Source organism: Nonomuraea sp. NPDC052634, from assembly GCF_040678535.1.
In the GTDB taxonomy this organism is placed as follows: domain Bacteria; phylum Actinomycetota; class Actinomycetes; order Streptosporangiales; family Streptosporangiaceae; genus Nonomuraea; species Nonomuraea fastidiosa.
Map to the genome: position 1 here is coordinate 128,290 of NZ_JBFATY010000002.1, position 16,631 is coordinate 144,920.

Genomic DNA, 16,631 nt, shown 5'->3' on the forward strand with positions numbered 1-16,631 from the left:
GCACGTGAACCCCACCTCCACCGCACGCACGCTGCCCATGACGATGCTCGGCGTGCTCTTCCTGGCCGTGATGATCTTCCCGGTCTACTGGATGGTCAACACCAGCCTCCAGGCCGCCTCCGGGGCCGCCGCCGCCGACTTCTTCCCCGTACGTCCAGATCTCAGCGGTTACGTCACCGCCGTCACCGAGCAGGGCCGCAACTTCGTCACCAGCCTGGTCATCGCGCTCGGCACCGTGGTGCTCACCCTCGCCGTCGCGACGCCCGCCGCGTACGGGCTGGCCCGCTTCCGTACCAAGACCGGGAACGTGTTCCTGCTCGTGCTGCTGATCACGCAGATGATCCCGGCGATGGTCATCGCCAACGCCCTCTACCCGCTGTTCAACGCGCTCTTTCTGATCAACAACGTCTTCGGGCTGATCCTGGCCAACTCCGCCGCGGGCATCCCCTTCGCGGTGCTGCTCATCAGGGCGTTCATGGGCTCCATCCCGCCGGCGCTGGTGGAGGCGGCGATGGTGGACGGCGCGGGCAACCTGCGGGCGTTCCTCGCGATCGTCGTACCGATCAGCAAGAACGCGATCGTCACGGCCGCCCTGTTCACCTTCCTGTCGGCGTGGAGCGACTTCCTCTTCGCCCTCACCCTGACCAGCACGCCCGAGGTCAGGCCGATCACGCTCGGCATCTACGACTACATCAGCGCCAACTCGCAGGACTGGGCCGCGGTCATGGCCACGGCCGTGCTCGCGTCCATCCCCGCGGGGCTGTTGCTGATCTTCGCACAGCGCTACATAGCGGCCGGCGCCGTCAGCGGCGCGGTCAAATGACGACGGGAAAGGACGTCCGCATGAACGCTCGAACCCTCAACGTCCTGGTGTGGGGCGAGAACCGGCACGAGCAGGTCGAACCCCACGTGAGGGAGATCTACCCCGACGGCATGCACAACGCCATCAGGCGCGGCATCGAGGCCCGGCTGGGCGAGCGGGCGAAGGTCTCCACCGCGACCCTCGACGACCCCGAGCACGGTTTGACCGAGGAGGTGCTGGCCGGCACCGACGTGCTGACCTGGTGGGGCCATGCGGCGCATGCCGAGGTGGCGGACGAGGTGGTCGAACGCGTGCACCGGCACGTGCTGTCCGGCATGGGCCTGGTGGTGCTGCACTCCGGCCACTGGTCGAAGATCTTCACCAAGTTGATGGGCACGACCTGCACCTTGCGCTGGCGCAGCGAGAACGACCGCGAGCTGATCTGGACGGTCAACCCGACGCACCCCATCGCACGCGGCGTGCCGCACCCCATCGAGATCCCCGCCCAGGAGATGTACGGCGAATTCTTCGACATCCCCACCCCCGACGAGCTGATCTTCATCAGCTCGTTCACCGGCGGCGAGGTGTTCCGCAGCGGCTGTACGTTCCGGCGCGGCAACGGCAAGATCTTCTACTTCAGCCCGGGTGACCAGGACTATCCCGTCTACCACCACCCCGACGTGCTGCAGGTGATCGCCAACGGGGTCGAGTGGGCCGCAGGAGACCCCGACCGGCGGGCGCTGCCGACCCTGCTGCGCTACGAGATGGGCGACTTCTTCAACGGGCACGGCTACCGGGGCGCGATGCACAACAAGGACGCCGAGTGAGCGGGAGGCTGCGCGTCGTCCAGGTGGGCGCGGGCGCGATGGGCATGGCCTGGCTGCGCACGCTGACGGCGTCGGCCGACGTCGAGGTGGCCGGGGTGGCCGACCTCGATGTCGAACGGGCGCGGGCCGCCGTACGCGAGGTGGGCTGTGCGGCGCCGGTCGCGGGCTCGCTCGGCGAGCTGCTCGCGCGGGTCGAGCCGGACGCGGTCGTCAACGTCACCGTCCCCGCCGCGCACACCTCCGTCAGCGTCGAGGCGCTGTTCGCCGGCGTGCCCGTGCTGTGCGAGAAACCGGCAGCGCCGACCCTGGCCGAGGCCATGCTGCAGGCCGCCGCATCCGAGGCGTCGGGGCGGCTGCTGATGATCAGTCAGTCGCGCCGCTACTACGCCGCGCTGGCCGAGTACCGGCGGCTGATCGCCAGGCTGGGCCCGCCCGGCCTGCTCGCCACGTCGTTCTTCCGCGGGCCGCGATTCGGCGGGTTCCGCGAGGAGATGCCCCAGCCGCTGCTCGTCGACATGGCCATCCACGCCTTCGACGCGGCCCGCTACCTGCTCGGCGCCGAGCCGGTGTCGGTGACGTGCGAGAGCTGGAACCCGCCGTGGAGCTGGTACCGCGGCGACGCCTCCGCCACCGCGACCTTCCGCTTCGAAGGCGGCACCCGCTACGTCTACAACGGAAGCTGGTGCGCCGACGGGCTGGAGACCTCGTGGAACGGCGAGTGGCGGGCCGTCGGCCCCGGTGGCAGCGCCACCTGGGACGGCGAGCACCGGATCACCTCCAGCCTCGACGGGGCCGCCGACGTGCCGCCCGGCGAGCACGAGCAGATCGCCGGGGCGCTGGTGGAGTTCGTCGCGGCGGTGCGCGGCGGCCCGACGCCCTCGGGGGCGATCGCCCGTAACATCGGCAGCCTGGCCATGGTGGAGGCGGCGGTCCACGCGGCCGAGACCGGTGAGCGGGTCTCGATCGAGGAGCTGCTGTCCAGCGCGTACGCCGAGGCGCTCACGCTCCCGGCGCGCGAGGAGATCCACGCCCGGCTCGCGTCCTGGCCGTCGCCCGCCGAGCACCTCAGGAACGCCTGATGTTTCCCGCCCTCCCGCTCGGTTAGGTGAGGGATCGCATCCGACGAGCGGGAGGGAACGGGCATGAGCACCGACGACAAGATCCGCAACAAGGCTCAGGAGCTGAAGGGGCGGGCGAAGGAGAACATCGGCGACGCCACCGACGACGAGCGGCTGCAGGCCGAGGGGCGCGCCGACCAGACCGAGGGCGGCCTGAAGCAGGCCGGCGAGAAGGTGAAGGACGCGGGCAAGAAGGTCAAGGACGCCTTCAAGAAGTGACCCCGCGCCGCCGCCCGGGCGCCTTCCGGGGGTGCGGGCGCCCGCCGTGGCGGCGCCGTCGAGGACACGGTGACGGCGGGTCAGCGGGTGCAGGCGGGGACGGGGCCGAGCCGGACGGTGACCGTCTGGCCGTCCGGCAGGCCCAGGAGAACCGCGTCGTCCGTCACCGTCACCGACGGTGCGGGCGGCTCGGCTTGCGTTCCCGACAGGTGGACGAGGCTGACGTAGACGGCGGTGCCGCCCGGGTGTCCGATCGCGACGGCGTACGGGGTGGCGGAGCAGGGGCCGAAGGCGTTGGCGTGCTCCGCCGTGGCCAGGCCGGTGCCGGTGAAGCCGTGCAGGGCGCGTACGGCGCTGGTCAGGCCGTCGGCGCGCCGGGCCGAGGCCACGCCGTCGCCCTGCCGCAGCTCGGGCGGCGCGGCATCGGCGAGCGCGTGGCCGCCGTCGCGTACGTGGTGCCCGGCCGGTGCGGTGACCTGGTGGATCCTGATCTCTGACGCGCCCGCCGCGACGACCGCCGTCACCACGCGTACCTCCCCGTCCTGCCACGCCGACGCGGCGAACCCGTCGGAGACGGCGAGGGGCTCGATGACCCGCCGCAGGTACGTGGCGCCGCCCGGCGCGATGACGGCCAGGTTGTTGTCCACGCCGCTCGCCTCGGGCCCGGTGTGGCTGGTGTAGGCGAGCCTCAGGTAGTGGGGGTCGGGCGGGCCGTCGGGGTTCCTGACGCGATCGCGGTCGCTGCCGTGGTTGAGCAGGCGTACGACGCCGTCGCCACGGGTGGCCTCGATCAGCCAGCCGGGCGCCGGCATGGCCACGCTCTGGTCGGCCAGGTCGATCGGGGCCGGCTCCTCGGGCTCGGTCCAGACCGGGTGGTCGGGCGGCAGCAGCAGGCCGAGGAACGCCTTGCTGGCCCAGTACGGCGACGCCGGACCGGAGTAGGGCTGGACGACCGGCGGGAAGGGGTCGTACCAGCCGAGGGTGAGCAGGCCGCGTTCGTCGGGCGCGCCGCGTTCGGCGAAGTGCCGCAGCACGCCGCTGGCCAGGCGGCGGGTCCGGCCGGGCGGCAGCGGCGTGGCGCCGGTCAGCGCGCCCAGCCACAGCGGTGCGACGGTCGCGAACCGGTACGTCAGCGACCGCCCCTGGTGCACGGGCCCGCCGTCGGCGGCGAAGAAGTGCTGGTACTGCTCGAGGAAGAGGCGCAGGCGCTCGGCGTACCGCTCGGCGCGGGCGGTGTCGCCCGCCATCCTGGCCCACAGCGACGGATAGAGGTGCAGGGCCCAGCCGCAGTAGTAGTCGTAGTTCTTGCCCGTGCCGTCGGTGTACCAGCCGTCGCCGGTGTACCACTCCTCGATGCGCTCAAGGCCGCCGGTGATCTCGCCGGGCTCGTACGGGCCGCCCACCTCGGCCAGGAACTGCTCGACGATCACCCGGAACAGCACCCAGTTGTTGTCCGGGGTGCGCTTGCCGATGAACCCGGCCAGCCAGCTCACCACCCGCTCCTGCTGCTCCGGCGTGAGCCCGTCGTACAGCCAGGGCCGGGTCTCGTGCAGGGCGATCGCGATGGAAGCGGCCTCGACCAGCGGCTGCGCCATGTCGGTCAGCTCCGGCCAGGCGTAGGGGTGGCCGCGGTCGGTGCCGGAGATCAGGCCGGTCGCGTACCGCTCGATCAGCTCGGGCGGCACCTCGCCGCGCGCCCCCGCGATCCTGAACGCGGCCAGCAGGAACGTGCGCGCGTAGCCTTCGAGCCCGTCGCTGACCGTACCGGAGATGCTGGGCTTGCCGGGCAGCCGGTATTGGGCGAAGCCCTCGGTGGCGTACGGCACCACCGAGGCCAGCAGATGGTCGGCCATCGCCTCCCAGTGGGCCCTGGTCCAGCCGGTGTGTCCGGACAGCCGGTCGTCGGGCGGGGGGAGGTGAAGCGGCATGAACCGCATCCTAGGTGGATCAACCGCCCGCATTCGAGACCGGGCCGGGCGCTGCGCGGAACCGGAGCGGGTGGTCGAGCAGGGTGCCGGCGCCCGCCCGCTCCCGCTTCCGGCCGACCTGACCGCACCACACCGGCTGAGCACGCGCCCCGACGGTCAGTGGGCGGGCCGAGTCACGTGCGCGGGTGGGTGTCGTCCGTCGCAGGGGTGCGTGAGGGGGTCTGGCGGACGGGGATGGGGTGGACAGCGGCGATCAGGGGCCAGGTGAGGGCGGCCATCTCCGACGGAGGGCGGGGGCAGCCGCGCTGGAGCCAGTCAGCGGCGACGCCGATGAGCGCTCCGGCCGTGAAGGCGGCGACCACGTCGTGCGTGTCCTGCGAGTCGCCACGGTCGCCGGGCGTGCCGGGGCGGGCGGCAGGCTCGGACGGACGCACGCCGGCGCGGGCGGCGGGCTCGGCTGGTCCTGCGCCGGCGCGGGTGGACTCTTCGTGCAGGCGGGCCTCGATGGCGGCGGCGGTGCGGCGGCGGATGTGGTCGGCGACGCGGGCGCTGCCCTGAGGGCCGAGCAGCGCGCGGTAGAGCCCGGCGTGCTCGGCGAGGCTGGCGAAGAACGCCTCCAGCGACGCGGCCGCCTCGGCGAGCGGGTCGTCGGCGTCGAGGCCGGGCATGGGCAGCGACTCGATGAGCCGGTCGATCATCGCGGTGCAGGCGGCCTCGGCCAGCTCGTGCACGTCGCGGTAGTGGTCGTAGAAGGTCGAGCGGCTGACTCCGGCGAGCTCGGCGACGTCGGCGACGGCGATGCGGGACAGGTCGCGTTCCTCGACGAGCCGGAGCAGGGCACGGGCGAGGGCGGCCTGAGTGCGGCGGACGCGCCGATCACCCGATGGTGTGTTGCTTGCTCTCGAGGTCGCCACGCGCTTCACCCTACCTTCTGACGACAGGTGTAGGTTTTCCTACATGTGTGGGTAATGTTCGGGGCGAGAGGGCGGAAAGGACCAGGACATATGCGCATAAATGCAGCCGGGGACGGGAGGAAGGCGGAGTGACACCGCCAGAGAGCATCCTGATCGTCGGCGCCTCGGCCGCGGGTCTGGGCACGGCCGAGGCACTGCGGCGCAACGGCTACACCGGGCGGCTGACGCTGCTCGACGCCGAGCCGCACCTCCCCTACGACCGGCCGCCACTGTCCAAGCAGGTGCTGGCCGGGGCGTGGGAGCCGGAGCGCGCGCAGCTCCGCACGCAGCAGCAGCTCGACGCCCTGGGCGCCGGCTTCGTACGCGGCGAGCCGGCCACGGCCCTGGACGCGAAGGCGCGGGCGGTCACCACGGCGTCCGGCCGCGTGGTGCGCGCCGATGCCGTCGTCATCGCGACGGGCCTGGTCCCGTGCCGGTTGCCGGGCCAGGACGACCTCGCGGGCGTGCACGTACTGCGCAGCCTTGACGACTCGCTCGCGCTGCGCCTCGGGCTGACCGCGGCCAGGCGGCTGGTGGTCGTCGGCGAGGGCGTGCTGGGCGCGGAGATCGCGGCGACGGCCAGGGGCATGGGCCTCGACGTGACGCTCGTCGGCATGGGCAGGGCGATCCTCGCCGACCAGCTCGGCGACGTCATCGCCGATCACCTGACCCGTACGCACGCCGAGCAGGGGGTGCGGCTGCGGCTCGGCGTCGCCGTCGAGGCGCTGACCGGCACGGCCGGGCGGGTGACGGGCGTGCGCCTGGCCACCGGCGAGACGCTCGACGCCGATGCCGTGGTGGTGGCCATCGGCTCCCGCCCGGCCACCGGCTGGCTGGAGGGCAGCGGGCTGCGGCTGGGCGACGGGGTGGAGTGCGACGCGCGCTGCCGGGCGGCCGACGGCGTCTACGCGGTGGGCGACGTGGCGTCCTGGCATCACGAAGGGCTGGGCCGCAGGCTGCGCCTGGAGAACCGGACCAACGCCACCGAGCAGGCCCAGGTCGTGGCGGCCAACCTGCTGGGCGCGGACCGGGCGTACACGCCGATCCCCTACTTCTGGACCGACCAGTACGACGTCAAGATCCAGGCGCACGGCCTGCCGTCGGCCGCGGCCGAGACGAGCATCGCGGAGGGCGATCCCGAGCAGCGCCGCTTCGCCGCCGTCTACCGCGAGGACGGCCGGATCACCGGCGTGCTCGGCTGGAACATGGCCAAGCAGGCCCGCGTGCTGCGCCAGCAGCACCTCACGCCCGCGTGAGGCGGCGTCACCGGCATCACCGAGCCGCCCGCGCCGGGCGGCGGACCATCCGAACACGAGGAGAGGCCGCATGAGTGCCAACGAGCAGGTCCTGAACTACCCGATCCCCAACGACGCGGCGCTCGACCCGCCCGCGGAGTGGGCGCGGCTGCGCGCGGAGTGCCCGGTGGCGCACGTGAAGCTGCCGAGCGGCGACGGCGCGCGGCTCATCACGAGGTACGAGGACGTCAAGGCGGTGCTCGCCGACCCGCGCTTCACCCGCCGGCTCACCGCCCCCGACGCGGCGCGGCTGTCGGCGGACGGCGGCGGGGTGTTCAACAGCGACATCGCGCAGATCATCCCCGACGGCGGCGAGGGCCACCAGCACTGGCGGCGGCTGGTGGGCCGGTGGTTCACGGCCAAGCGGATGGCGGCACTGCGGCCGTCGATGACGCAGATCGCCGACGACCTCATCGACGACATGGTCAAGCGCGGCGCGCCCGCCGACCTCAAGGCGTCGCTCGGCTTCCCGCTGCCGGTGTACGTGATCTGCGACATGCTCGGGGTGCCCGCCGAGGACCGCGACCGGTTCTCGTACTGGTCGGACACGTTCCTCAACCTCACCCGCTACTCCAAGGAGGAGATCGACGCCGCCCAGGCGGAGTTCTTCGAGTACATGTCCGGCCACGTCGCGGCCAAGCGGGAGCAGCCGGGCGAGGACCTGCTCAGCGAGCTGCTCGCGGCCGGCGGTCCCGAGCAGGGCGGGCTGTCGGACCTGCAGATCCTGGTGACGGGCATGGGGCTGCTGGTTGCCGGGCACGAGACCACCGCCAACATGATCGGCAAGATGGTCGCGATGCTGCTCGCCGACCGGAGCCGGTGGGAGCGGCTGCTGGACGAGCCCGCGCTGATCCGTACGACGGTCGAGGAGTCGCTGCGCATGGACGCGAACGCCGGCGTCGGCCTGCCCCGCTACCTGCCGGTCGAGGCGGAGGTCGGCGGTGAGGTGCTGCCCAAGGGCACCACGGTGATCTGCAGCATGGCGGCGGCCAACCGCGACGAGCGCGCCTTCGCCAACGCCTCCGAGATGGACATGACCCGCAGCCCGAACCCGCATCTCGCGTTCGGCTCCGGCGCGCACTCGTGTCTCGGCCAGGCGCTGGCGCGAACCGAGCTGCAGGTCGTGCTGGAGGTGCTGCTGCGCAGGCTCCCGTCGCTGGAGCTGGCCGTGCCCGTGGAAGAGCTGGAGCGCGTGGAGGGGCTGGCGGTCGGCGGCCTGCGTACGCTGCCCGTCCGCTGGTGACACCCCGTTCGAGAGGAGACGGACACCGATGAAGGTCATCATCGACGAGGACAAGTGCTGTGGTGCGGGGCAGTGCGTGCTGCTCGCGCCGGAGGTGTTCGACCAGCGTGAGGACGACGGCATCGTGATCCTGCTGGACGAGACGCCGGGCGCGGGCCAGCACGCCGCGGTGCGCGAGGCGGCCGCCGTGTGCCCGGGGGCCGCCATCGGGCTCGCGGAATGACCATCGGGCTCGCGTGATGAGACCGGGTCCGTCCGGCGGTCGTGGCGGCCGGGCGGGCTCTCACCGGGCGAGGCGCGGGTCTCCTCCCTCCGCGCGGCCCGGTGGAACACCATCCACGCCCCGCTGACCCCTTCCGCTCACCGGAGTCAGCCCGGCGGAGCCACGCGTACGCCCCGCCGGCCCCCGTTCGCGGGGGTCAGCGGGGCGTTCTCGGTATGCCCGCGATGATGGAGCGGGTGCGGGCCGGAGCCGTGGGCGGCAGGTCGGCGAGCACATCGGCCAGCGTGACCGCCGCGAGGCTGCGCCGCCACGCCTCGTGGGCCTCGAACATCTTCGCCGCCAGCACGCAGGTCTCCCTGCAGTCCTCGGGCGGCAGCGCGCCGCGCCCCCGCATCCGGATCTCGCGGCACTCGTACGGCGAAGCAGCCCCGTCCACCGCCTCCACGATCTCCAGCAGCGTGATCTCGCCCGGCGGCCGGCCGAGCCTGAACCCGCCTTTCGGCCCCGTCGTCGTCGCCAGCACCCCCGCTCTGACCAGCGCCTGGAGCTGCTTGGCCAGGTAGGGAGCGGGCAGGTCGTAGTAGTCGGCGAGCTGTGCGGCCGACGCGGTCGCTCCCGGGTCGAGCTGCGCCAGGGTCGTGGCGCAGTGCAACAGCCATTCGGTGCTCACAGGCAACTTCACGACGACCAGCATAATCTGAGATATTGAGGATCCGAAAAGTCCGAGATATAGTTCGTGACGTCATCGCACACATGGGGGAGATCAACCATGCGCATCGCAGTCGCCGGAGCCACCGGCAACATCGGCTCCAGGACGGCCGCCATCCTTGAGAAGGACGGGCACGAGGTCGTCCGCATCAGCCGGTCGCTCGGCGTCGACCTGACCACGGGCGAGGGGCTCGACCAGGCGCTGGCCGGGGCCGACGCGGTCATCGACGCGCTCAACGGCCCGCCGGGGGGCGTGGAGGAGACGGTCGCGTTCTTCGGCACCACCACCCGCAACCTGCTGGCCGCCGAGCAGCGCGCCGGGGTTCGGCACCACGTGCTGCTGTCGATCGTGGGCGTCCACCGCGTGCCGGGCAACGCCCACTACGCCGGCAAGCGTGAGCAGGAGCGGCTGGTGGAGGCAGGGCCGGTGCCGTGGACGATCGTGCCGGCCACGCAGTTCCACGACTTCGCGGAGATGGTCGCGAGCTGGACGGAGAAGGACGGCGTGGCCACCATCGCGCCGCTGCTCGTCCAGCCCATCGCGCCCGAGGACGTCGCAGCGGTGCTGGCCGAGGTCGCGCTCGGCGAGCCCCAGGGCCGCTATGCCGACGTCGCCGGGCCCGACCCGCAGGACCTCGTGGACATGGCACGGCGCACGCACCAGGTACGGGGGCGCGAGGTGAAGCTGGTGCCGACCTGGTCGGGGTTGTTCGGGCCGTCGATGGCGGGGGACGTGCTGCTGCCGGGCGAGCGCGTACGCATCATGCCGACCACGTTCGAGGAGTGGCTGGCCCAGCAGAAGTGAGTTCCGTGCGGCCTCTTCCTCCCGCGGGGGCGGAAGGGGCCGTTTCCGGCGGGCACGGCCGGGGGCGGCCGGCTCCGGCGAGGGCCGGGATGAGAGCGGCCGGGTCCGGCAAGGGCCGGCTCAGAAGTACTGGCCGGTTCAGAAGTACTGGCCGATATGGAAGGGGCGCACGGTCAGCGACGCCGACGCGCGGCTGATCACCTTGACCTTCCTGATGCCCTTCTTCCTGTCGATCCGCACCTTGACGCACTTCATCCGCACCTCGTGGTGCCCAGGCGGCGCGAAGCGGGAGATGATGATGCCGCGCCTGCCGAAGTTCCGCCCCGTGAGACCCACGCCCACCTCGCGGAAGGTGCGCCAGGAGCCCTTGATGGGGAAGGCCGTCGAGCCGACGATCGCGTGGCTGGCGGCGTCCGGGCAGTGCAGGAGCACGCGGATGACGTCGTTCTGGTGCGGCGACTCGGGCGAGACGAAGAAAGAGGTGAGCGTGCGCCAGACCGGCTTCTTGCCGTCGCCGTTCCCGTCGTCATCGTCCTCGGCGGCCTGTACGGGGGCGGCGACGAGCGCGAGCGTCACCGCCATGGCCGCGATCGCCCGCATCCATCCCCCTCGCCTTGTGTGGCCGGCGTCTCCCATGGTGGCGAACGCGACCGTCGTCGCGGCCGGCGCCACGCCGCACCGGCGGCTCGTCCGGACGGCGGGCGCATAAACTGCCGGATATGCGGCGTTTGAGCAGTACGGTGGTCGTGGTCGCCGGGGATGGGGCCGCTGACGTGATCGCGGGGCTGGACGACCGGCACAACGTGTACGCGATCCGGCGCGGCGAGCGCACCGCGGCCGAGGTGACGGATCTCGCGGCCAGGTCGGCGGCCACGTACGTGGTGCACGACGCCGACCCGCTGGCCGACGTGGCCGCGGCGTGGACCGCGTACTTCGACGGCACGGGCGTGGTCGGCGCGCTGGAGGTGGCCATCGAGGCCGCGCTCGCCGACCTGCGGGCGGACCGGCTGGCGCTGCCCGACTACTACCTGGTGCTGGAGTCCGGCGACATGCCACAGACGTGGCGGCACTGGTGGCTCGGCGTGCTGGCGGGGGCGGCGCCCGTACGGGTGGTGCCGGTGCCCGCGTCGTCGTCGGCGGTCGCCCATGAGCTGGGCCGCCTGGCGGCCGGTCGGTGGTGGCCCTCGGACCTGGAGACGTGGCTGCGCGGGCTGCCCAAGGTGGTGCCCGACCAGTTGCTGACGGGTCCGGCCCCGTCGTAGCCGGCGAGCAGGCGGCGCGGCCGCCCGCGACGCGCTGCCCGCCGGCGGGACCGAGGTCGTACAGGAGCGCCTCGTCGCGCATGGTGACGGCGTCGGGAGCGAAGAACGCGCACTGCCCGTGATCTCTGGCAGCGCGGATTTCAGGTGCGGCAGCGGCTCGCCCGTGTGGGTTTCTCAGGGGCGCACCCGGGCGGCGGCGGCCCGGCCCGGCCCGTGAGGACTCTTGGGGCACCCGTGCGGCGGCGGCCGGCCCGCGTATGTCTGATCGTGGCGGGCCCGGCCGTGGCCGCCGTAAGTGCTCCTCGCCCGGTCTCCGCCCTGCTCGGGAGAGCGGCTCGGAAGGGAGACGGTGGAGCGACTCCGGCGCTCGCCGGATAGGGGCCCGGTGGGGGCTCGACCCTGTCCGGCGGCGCGCGGCGAAGGCGGCGAAGCGGGCGCCTCCGGCGCGAGGAGTCACGTCACCGGCTCTGCCGGACGGAGGGGACGCGAGGTCGTCGCGCCCCTCGGCGCGTCCGTCAGCGGATCCGTGTCCGGATCCGTCAGTGAGCGGCCTCGTACTGCTCGACGACGGAGGAGGCGATGCGGCCTCGCTCGCTCACCGGCAGACCCTGGGCCTTGGCCCACTTGCGGATCTCGGTGGCCTTCTCGCGGCTCACGGCACGCGAGGAGCCGCCGCGGCGGCCGCGTCCGCCCCGGTCGGCGCGGACGGCCCTGGCCTTGGTGATAAACGGCGCCAGCGCCTTCTCGAGCTTCTCTCTGTTGGCTCCCGACAGGTCGATCTCGTAGTTGGTGCCGTCGAGCGCGAACCTCGTCGTGCCCTCGGCTTCACTGCCGTCGATGTCATCGATAAAGGATTCAACAATGCGCTTCGCCATTAGGTGCTCCAAATACGTTTACGTTGCAGGTACTGTAACGCTCTTCAGCAGGAATCGCATCTCAGGGGCGTGTCGTGCCTCCGATGGCCCGTCCTCCGGCGCTTTCCCTGGTCAACACTAAACATACCCTCCACCTCATGATTCCGGGTACGGGCCGGCGAGGCCCGCGGTTCGGCCTTCAATGGCGCCGAAACAGCGGTGTTGAAGAGCAATTCAAAGGACACGGTCCGGCCTCGGACATAGGCGAACTCGTCACATCGCCCCGCCCCGCGCGGCGCTGCTTCAACGGTTACTCAAGACCCGCAAGGGCCGGACGGCACGGCGCAGCGCGCCATTGACGGGCTTGCGACCCGGGAACGTTCCAGCAATCCAAGCCGCTTGCGCGGGTACTACCGCTCCCCTAAGTTACGGTCCATAACTTAGGGGGTGATCCGGTGCGGACGGGTGGCCGCCCGGCGAGCTTCACCGTCGCCGACGTGATCGCGGCCGGCAAGCGGATCGGGCTCAACGAGCTGACCATGCAGCGCGTCGCCGACGCGCTCGGCGTGACCACGGCGGCGATCTACCGCCACGTGCCGAGCCGCGCCGACCTGGAGACGCTGGTCGGCGAGGCCATACTCGACGAGCTGCGGCTGGCCGACGACCCCGACGAGCCGCTCGTCGCCCACCTGGTGAGCTTCGCGCTGCAGCTGCACCGCTTCGCGCTCGCCCATCCGGGCTGCGCCTCCTACATGCTGCGCCTGTTCCCGCGCGGGGCGTCCGGTCTCCGGCTGATGGAGGAGGAGCTGCTCGCCCTCGGCAGGCGCGGCTACGATCCCGCCGCCGCGACCGTCATCGCCTCCGGCGTCTCGATCATCGCGCTCGGCCTCACGGTGGCCCAGGAGGAGCGGGCCACCATCGCCGGGTCGCCGGTCGTCGCGCAGGCGCTCGCCTCGATGGACGACTCGGCACTGCTGCGTCAGGCCAAGTCCGGCATCCCCCACCACACCCCGGAGGACCTCTTCGTGCTGCTGCTCAGCGCGGCCGTCGAGGGGCTGGTCGCCCGGCTGCCGCCGGGCGCGCCCGTCCCGGACTCGCCATGGGCGCACAAGCCCCCCGGTGATCCCACCATCCCGACCACGGAGAAGACGCCCTGAACACCGACGACAACGGCCTACCGCCCCTGTCCCCCGAGGACCCCGCCACGGTCGGCCCTTACCGGATCGAGAGGCGGCTCGGCAGCGGCGGGCAGGGCGTCGTGTACGCCGGCCGCGCCCCCGGCGGCCCCCTCGTCGCGATCAAGCTGCTGCACGCCCACCTCGTCGCCGACGACGGCGCCCGCGACCGCTTCCTGCGCGAAGTGGAGACGGCCAAGCGGGTGGCGCCGTTCTGCACGGCCCAGCTGCTCGACTCGGGGTTCGCCTGGAGCCGGCCGTACATCGTCAGCGAGTACGTGCCGGGACCGTCGCTGCAGACCTCCGTACGCGACGACGGGCCGCGCGGCGCGGCGGCGCTGCACCGGCTGGCGATCAACACCGCCACGGCGCTGGCCGCCATCCACGCCGCCGGGGTGGTGCACCGCGACTTCAAGCCGGCCAACGTGCTGCTCGGGCCCGACGGTCCCGTAGTGATCGACTTCGGCATCGCCAAGGCGCTCGACCAGAGCCTGTCGGTGATCAGCAGCCAGCCGTTCGGCAGCCCGGCGTACATGGCCCCCGAGCAGATCTCCGGCGGCGAGGTGGGGCCGCCCGCCGACATGTTCGCCTGGGCCGCCACCATGTACTACGCCGCCACGGGCCGGCGCGCGTTCGGCGGCGAGGGCATCCCGGCGACGCTGCACGCGGTGCTGACGAGCGAGCCCGACCTGACGCCGCTTGACGAGCGGCTGCGCTGGCTGCTGCGCGACTGCCTGGCCAAGGATCCGGCACGCCGTCCGGCGTCGGCGCAGGTGGTGGAGCGGTTACGGGCGTTCGCCTCGTTGACGGACCCGCGCATGCCCAGCCTGGGTCCCGCGCCGAGCCCCGGAAACCCGCCGTGCTCCAGAGACCCATCCGCTCCTGGGCACCCATCCGCTCCTGGGAACCCGCCCGGGAATCCGTCATCGCCCGGGGGCCCGCCGTCCGGCCCCTTCGGCGTGGTTCAGGGGCCGCCGTCCGGACCCTTCGGCGCCGTCCAAGGACGACCCTCCGGACCCTCCGGCGCCGTCCAAGGACCACCTTCCAGACCTTTCGGCGCCGTTCAGGGGCCGCCCTCCGCCGACACCGGCCCGAGCGCGCAGGTGCAGGGGGCCGCGCTCGACACCGGACCCACTACGCGCGGCAGGACGCGCGCGCTGAAGGTGGCCGTCCCGGTCGGGGCGGTGGCCGTGATCGCCGCCACCGGGATCGGCTGGTACGCCCTGTCGCCCGCCGTCTCCCGGCCTGAGGCGGCGGCCCGCACCCCCGTGCCAACCGCCACGCAGCCACCGCCGCAGCCCACCGCCGAGACGACGACCGAAGAACCCGCAGAAGAGCCCGCAGAAGAGCCCACGGAGGAGCGCAAGCCCGCCGAGGCCAGGACCCGCAGGGCGAAGGACCTGGCGAGCTCACGGCCCAGATCCGCCACGCCCACCGCGCCGCGCCGCGTCCCCGCCACGACCGCCGCCCCGACCCCTGCCTCCGTTCCGACGAGGACCTCCGTTCCGACGAGGAAGGCGTCCGCGACGCCCACCCGCAGACCGGCGACCCGCACGCCCGAACCCACCGCGAAAGCATCGAGGTCACCGGCCTCCAAGCGCACCTCCGCCGCGCCCGCCCCCGAGCCCACCACGGGCACGATCTCGTGGTCGGACGTCGACGGGTACTGCAAGGCCAAGGGCTATTCGGGTTCGTACACCGCCGGGTGGACCTACACCGGCTGCAACGGCTCCGACTCGACGATAGACCTGGCCGCGGTGTGCCGGTGGAAGTACCCGGGCTACTCCAACGTCAGCGCCAAGATGCCGGCCAATCCGTGGATACCGACGACGACGTGCGACCTGTCCTGAGACCCCGCCGGGCCGAAGCCCCCGCTTTCAGGGGTGATTCCAGGGATGACCCGGAGGGCGAAGCGGGCCCGCCCCGGAAGAATGGTGCGACATGACGATGAGGAGAGCGGTGCTGATCGCGGGTCTCGCCGGGCTCGCGGCCGTGACGACGGCCTGCGGCGTGGGGGGCTACGTGAGCGAGGACTCCGTCTCGTACGACGTCCCTGACAAGGTGGCGGCGCTGCGGGTCACGACCGACAGCGGCACCATCGAGGTGGTCGGGTCCGACCGTGAGGGCATCCACGTGACCGAGCGGCTGCAGTGGCGCAAGGACAAGCCGACCACGTCCCACGACGTGCGCGGCGACACGCTGGAGCTGGCGTTCGAGTGCCCCACCGCGTGGGGGCTCGGCGCGGCCGGCGTCACCTGCGACGTGTCCTACCGGGTCGAGGTGCCCAAGGCGACCCGCCTCAAGCTGGCCTCCGATTCGGGCGATGTGAAGGTGATCGGCGTCGCGGGCGACGTGGAGGTCACCAGCGACTCCGGCTCGATCAAGGGTGACGAGCTGAGCGGCAAGCGGGTCATCACGAAGTCCGACTCGGGCGACGTGACGCTGGCCTTCGCCGGGCCGCCGGATTCGCTCACCACCGAGACCGACTCGGGGGACACCGAGGTACGCGTCCCCGAGGGGCCGTACCGGATCACCGCCAAGACCGACTCCGGTGACAAGGACATCAAGACGACCGGCGACGCCAAGGCGCAGCGCTCGATCCAGCTGACCAGCGACTCCGGCAACCTCGAACTCTCACCCGCCTGACCGGGGAAGGCGGCGCTCCCGGCGTGGGCGGCGCCGCCAGAACGTAGGGTCGAGATCGTCACCACATCGGCCTTTTGTGGAGCGTCCATGACCGTCACTCCGGCGCAACTGCGGGCACTCGCGAACCGGGCAGAAGCACTCGCCGCCGAGGTCCGCGCCCTGTGCGCCCACCCCTCCCCTGTCACCACCCCGGACGCCGGCGCGTCGCCCGGCGCCGACCCCCTGGCGGCGGCGCGGCAGGCCGCCGACTGGCTGGCCAGGAGCACCGACGACCTGCGGCGCGCGGCGACCGAGCTGGCCAGGCTGCAGGTGGAGCCGTGCGGCCTGGCCTGGGCGGTCTGCCCCGAGCACGGCAACACGCTCTCCTCCATGGCGGGCGTGTCGAAGTGCCGGGTGTGCGGGTGGAGCCGGAGCACCCCGCGGCCGGGTCAGCCGTGCGGGGCGCCGGTGACGTGGAAGGTGATCGACCGGTCGGGCGGCGAGACGCGGATGTGCGACGGCCACGTGCTCGGCGCCCGCGCGGTCTCCCAGGGCGCCACGTTCATCCGCATCGACCAGGCCCTTACCTGACGG

At 72.5% G+C, this 16,631-nt stretch carries 18 protein-coding genes; 13 read left to right on the forward strand and 5 right to left on the reverse strand.

Annotated elements, in window-relative coordinates; genetic code table 11:
- Positions 1-4 precede the first annotated feature (4 nt).
- The 4 genes from AB0K67_RS13245 to AB0K67_RS13260 all read left to right on the forward strand — a co-directional run bounded on the left by AB0K67_RS13245 (position 5) and on the right by AB0K67_RS13260 (position 2,966).
- Complete coding sequence (locus AB0K67_RS13245; RefSeq protein WP_364057975.1) at positions 5-823, forward strand: carbohydrate ABC transporter permease; 819 nt, start codon at positions 5-7, stop codon at positions 821-823.
- A 20-nt stretch (positions 824-843) separates the two neighbouring features.
- Positions 844-1,629 carry a ThuA domain-containing protein gene (locus AB0K67_RS13250; RefSeq protein WP_364057978.1) on the forward strand — a complete coding sequence of 262 codons (786 nt, stop codon included), beginning with the start codon at positions 844-846 and terminating at the stop codon, positions 1,627-1,629.
- Entirely contained in the window at positions 1,626-2,708 is a 1,083-nt protein-coding gene (locus tag AB0K67_RS13255; RefSeq protein WP_364057981.1) for a Gfo/Idh/MocA family oxidoreductase, read from the forward strand. The genes AB0K67_RS13250 and AB0K67_RS13255 overlap by 4 nt, the downstream gene beginning before the upstream one ends.
- A gap of 63 nt (positions 2,709-2,771) precedes the next feature.
- Complete coding sequence (locus AB0K67_RS13260) at positions 2,772-2,966, forward strand: CsbD family protein (RefSeq protein ID WP_364057984.1); 195 nt, start codon at positions 2,772-2,774, stop codon at positions 2,964-2,966.
- Between the two features lie 80 nt (positions 2,967-3,046).
- Here AB0K67_RS13260 and AB0K67_RS13265 read toward each other — a convergent pair whose 3' ends face one another.
- Both AB0K67_RS13265 and AB0K67_RS13270 read right to left on the reverse strand, forming a co-directional pair.
- A complete protein-coding gene (locus AB0K67_RS13265; RefSeq protein ID WP_364057988.1) occupies positions 3,047-4,894 on the reverse strand; it encodes a DUF2264 domain-containing protein in 1,848 nt (615 codons plus the stop codon).
- A 173-nt stretch (positions 4,895-5,067) separates the two neighbouring features.
- Positions 5,068-5,808, reverse strand: a complete 741-nt coding sequence (locus AB0K67_RS13270) for a TetR/AcrR family transcriptional regulator (RefSeq protein WP_364057991.1) — start codon at positions 5,806-5,808, stop codon at positions 5,068-5,070.
- 128 nt (positions 5,809-5,936) lie between these two features.
- Between AB0K67_RS13270 and AB0K67_RS13275 the strand changes: the two genes are divergently transcribed.
- The 3 genes from AB0K67_RS13275 (at position 5,937) to AB0K67_RS13285 (ending at position 8,608) form a co-directional block, all read left to right on the forward strand.
- Positions 5,937-7,103 carry an FAD-dependent oxidoreductase gene (locus AB0K67_RS13275; protein ID WP_364057994.1) on the forward strand — a complete coding sequence of 389 codons (1,167 nt, stop codon included), beginning with the start codon at positions 5,937-5,939 and terminating at the stop codon, positions 7,101-7,103.
- A gap of 70 nt (positions 7,104-7,173) precedes the next feature.
- On the forward strand, positions 7,174-8,385 hold the full coding sequence (locus AB0K67_RS13280) for a cytochrome P450 (protein WP_364057997.1): 1,212 nt from the start codon (positions 7,174-7,176) through the stop codon (positions 8,383-8,385).
- 28 nt (positions 8,386-8,413) lie between these two features.
- A complete protein-coding gene (locus tag AB0K67_RS13285) occupies positions 8,414-8,608 on the forward strand; it encodes a ferredoxin (protein ID WP_364058000.1) in 195 nt (64 codons plus the stop codon).
- A 196-nt stretch (positions 8,609-8,804) separates the two neighbouring features.
- On the opposite strand, the gene AB0K67_RS13290 is transcribed toward AB0K67_RS13285, so the two are convergent.
- Positions 8,805-9,290: an Rrf2 family transcriptional regulator gene (locus tag AB0K67_RS13290; RefSeq protein WP_364058003.1), complete on the reverse strand. Its 486-nt coding sequence runs from the start codon at positions 9,288-9,290 to the stop codon at positions 8,805-8,807.
- Between the two features lie 87 nt (positions 9,291-9,377).
- Between AB0K67_RS13290 and AB0K67_RS13295 the strand changes: the two genes are divergently transcribed.
- Positions 9,378-10,121: an NAD(P)H-binding protein gene (locus AB0K67_RS13295; protein ID WP_364058006.1), complete on the forward strand. Its 744-nt coding sequence runs from the start codon at positions 9,378-9,380 to the stop codon at positions 10,119-10,121.
- A gap of 138 nt (positions 10,122-10,259) precedes the next feature.
- On the opposite strand, the gene AB0K67_RS13300 is transcribed toward AB0K67_RS13295, so the two are convergent.
- On the reverse strand, positions 10,260-10,721 hold the full coding sequence (locus AB0K67_RS13300) for a hypothetical protein (protein ID WP_364058009.1): 462 nt from the start codon (positions 10,719-10,721) through the stop codon (positions 10,260-10,262).
- Between the two features lie 119 nt (positions 10,722-10,840).
- Between AB0K67_RS13300 and AB0K67_RS13305 the strand changes: the two genes are divergently transcribed.
- Positions 10,841-11,383 carry a hypothetical protein gene (locus AB0K67_RS13305; protein ID WP_364058012.1) on the forward strand — a complete coding sequence of 181 codons (543 nt, stop codon included), beginning with the start codon at positions 10,841-10,843 and terminating at the stop codon, positions 11,381-11,383.
- A gap of 539 nt (positions 11,384-11,922) precedes the next feature.
- Here the strand turns inward: AB0K67_RS13305 and AB0K67_RS13310 are convergent.
- Positions 11,923-12,258 carry an Lsr2 family protein gene (locus AB0K67_RS13310; RefSeq protein ID WP_364058015.1) on the reverse strand — a complete coding sequence of 112 codons (336 nt, stop codon included), beginning with the start codon at positions 12,256-12,258 and terminating at the stop codon, positions 11,923-11,925.
- Between the two features lie 434 nt (positions 12,259-12,692).
- On the opposite strand from AB0K67_RS13310, the gene AB0K67_RS13315 reads away from it, so the two are divergent.
- The 4 genes from AB0K67_RS13315 (at position 12,693) to AB0K67_RS13330 (ending at position 16,628) form a co-directional block, all read left to right on the forward strand.
- Positions 12,693-13,394, forward strand: coding sequence for a TetR/AcrR family transcriptional regulator (locus AB0K67_RS13315; protein ID WP_364058018.1), 702 nt, complete (start codon positions 12,693-12,695; stop codon positions 13,392-13,394).
- Positions 13,395-13,459: 65 nt separating this feature from the next.
- Positions 13,460-15,262, forward strand: a complete 1,803-nt coding sequence (locus AB0K67_RS13320) for a protein kinase (RefSeq protein ID WP_364059539.1) — start codon at positions 13,460-13,462, stop codon at positions 15,260-15,262.
- A 91-nt stretch (positions 15,263-15,353) separates the two neighbouring features.
- Positions 15,354-16,058 carry a DUF4097 family beta strand repeat-containing protein gene (locus AB0K67_RS13325; protein WP_364058021.1) on the forward strand — a complete coding sequence of 235 codons (705 nt, stop codon included), beginning with the start codon at positions 15,354-15,356 and terminating at the stop codon, positions 16,056-16,058.
- Between the two features lie 87 nt (positions 16,059-16,145).
- Entirely contained in the window at positions 16,146-16,628 is a 483-nt protein-coding gene (locus tag AB0K67_RS13330; RefSeq protein WP_364058024.1) for a hypothetical protein, read from the forward strand.
- The last annotated feature ends 3 nt before the right edge of the window (positions 16,629-16,631 follow it).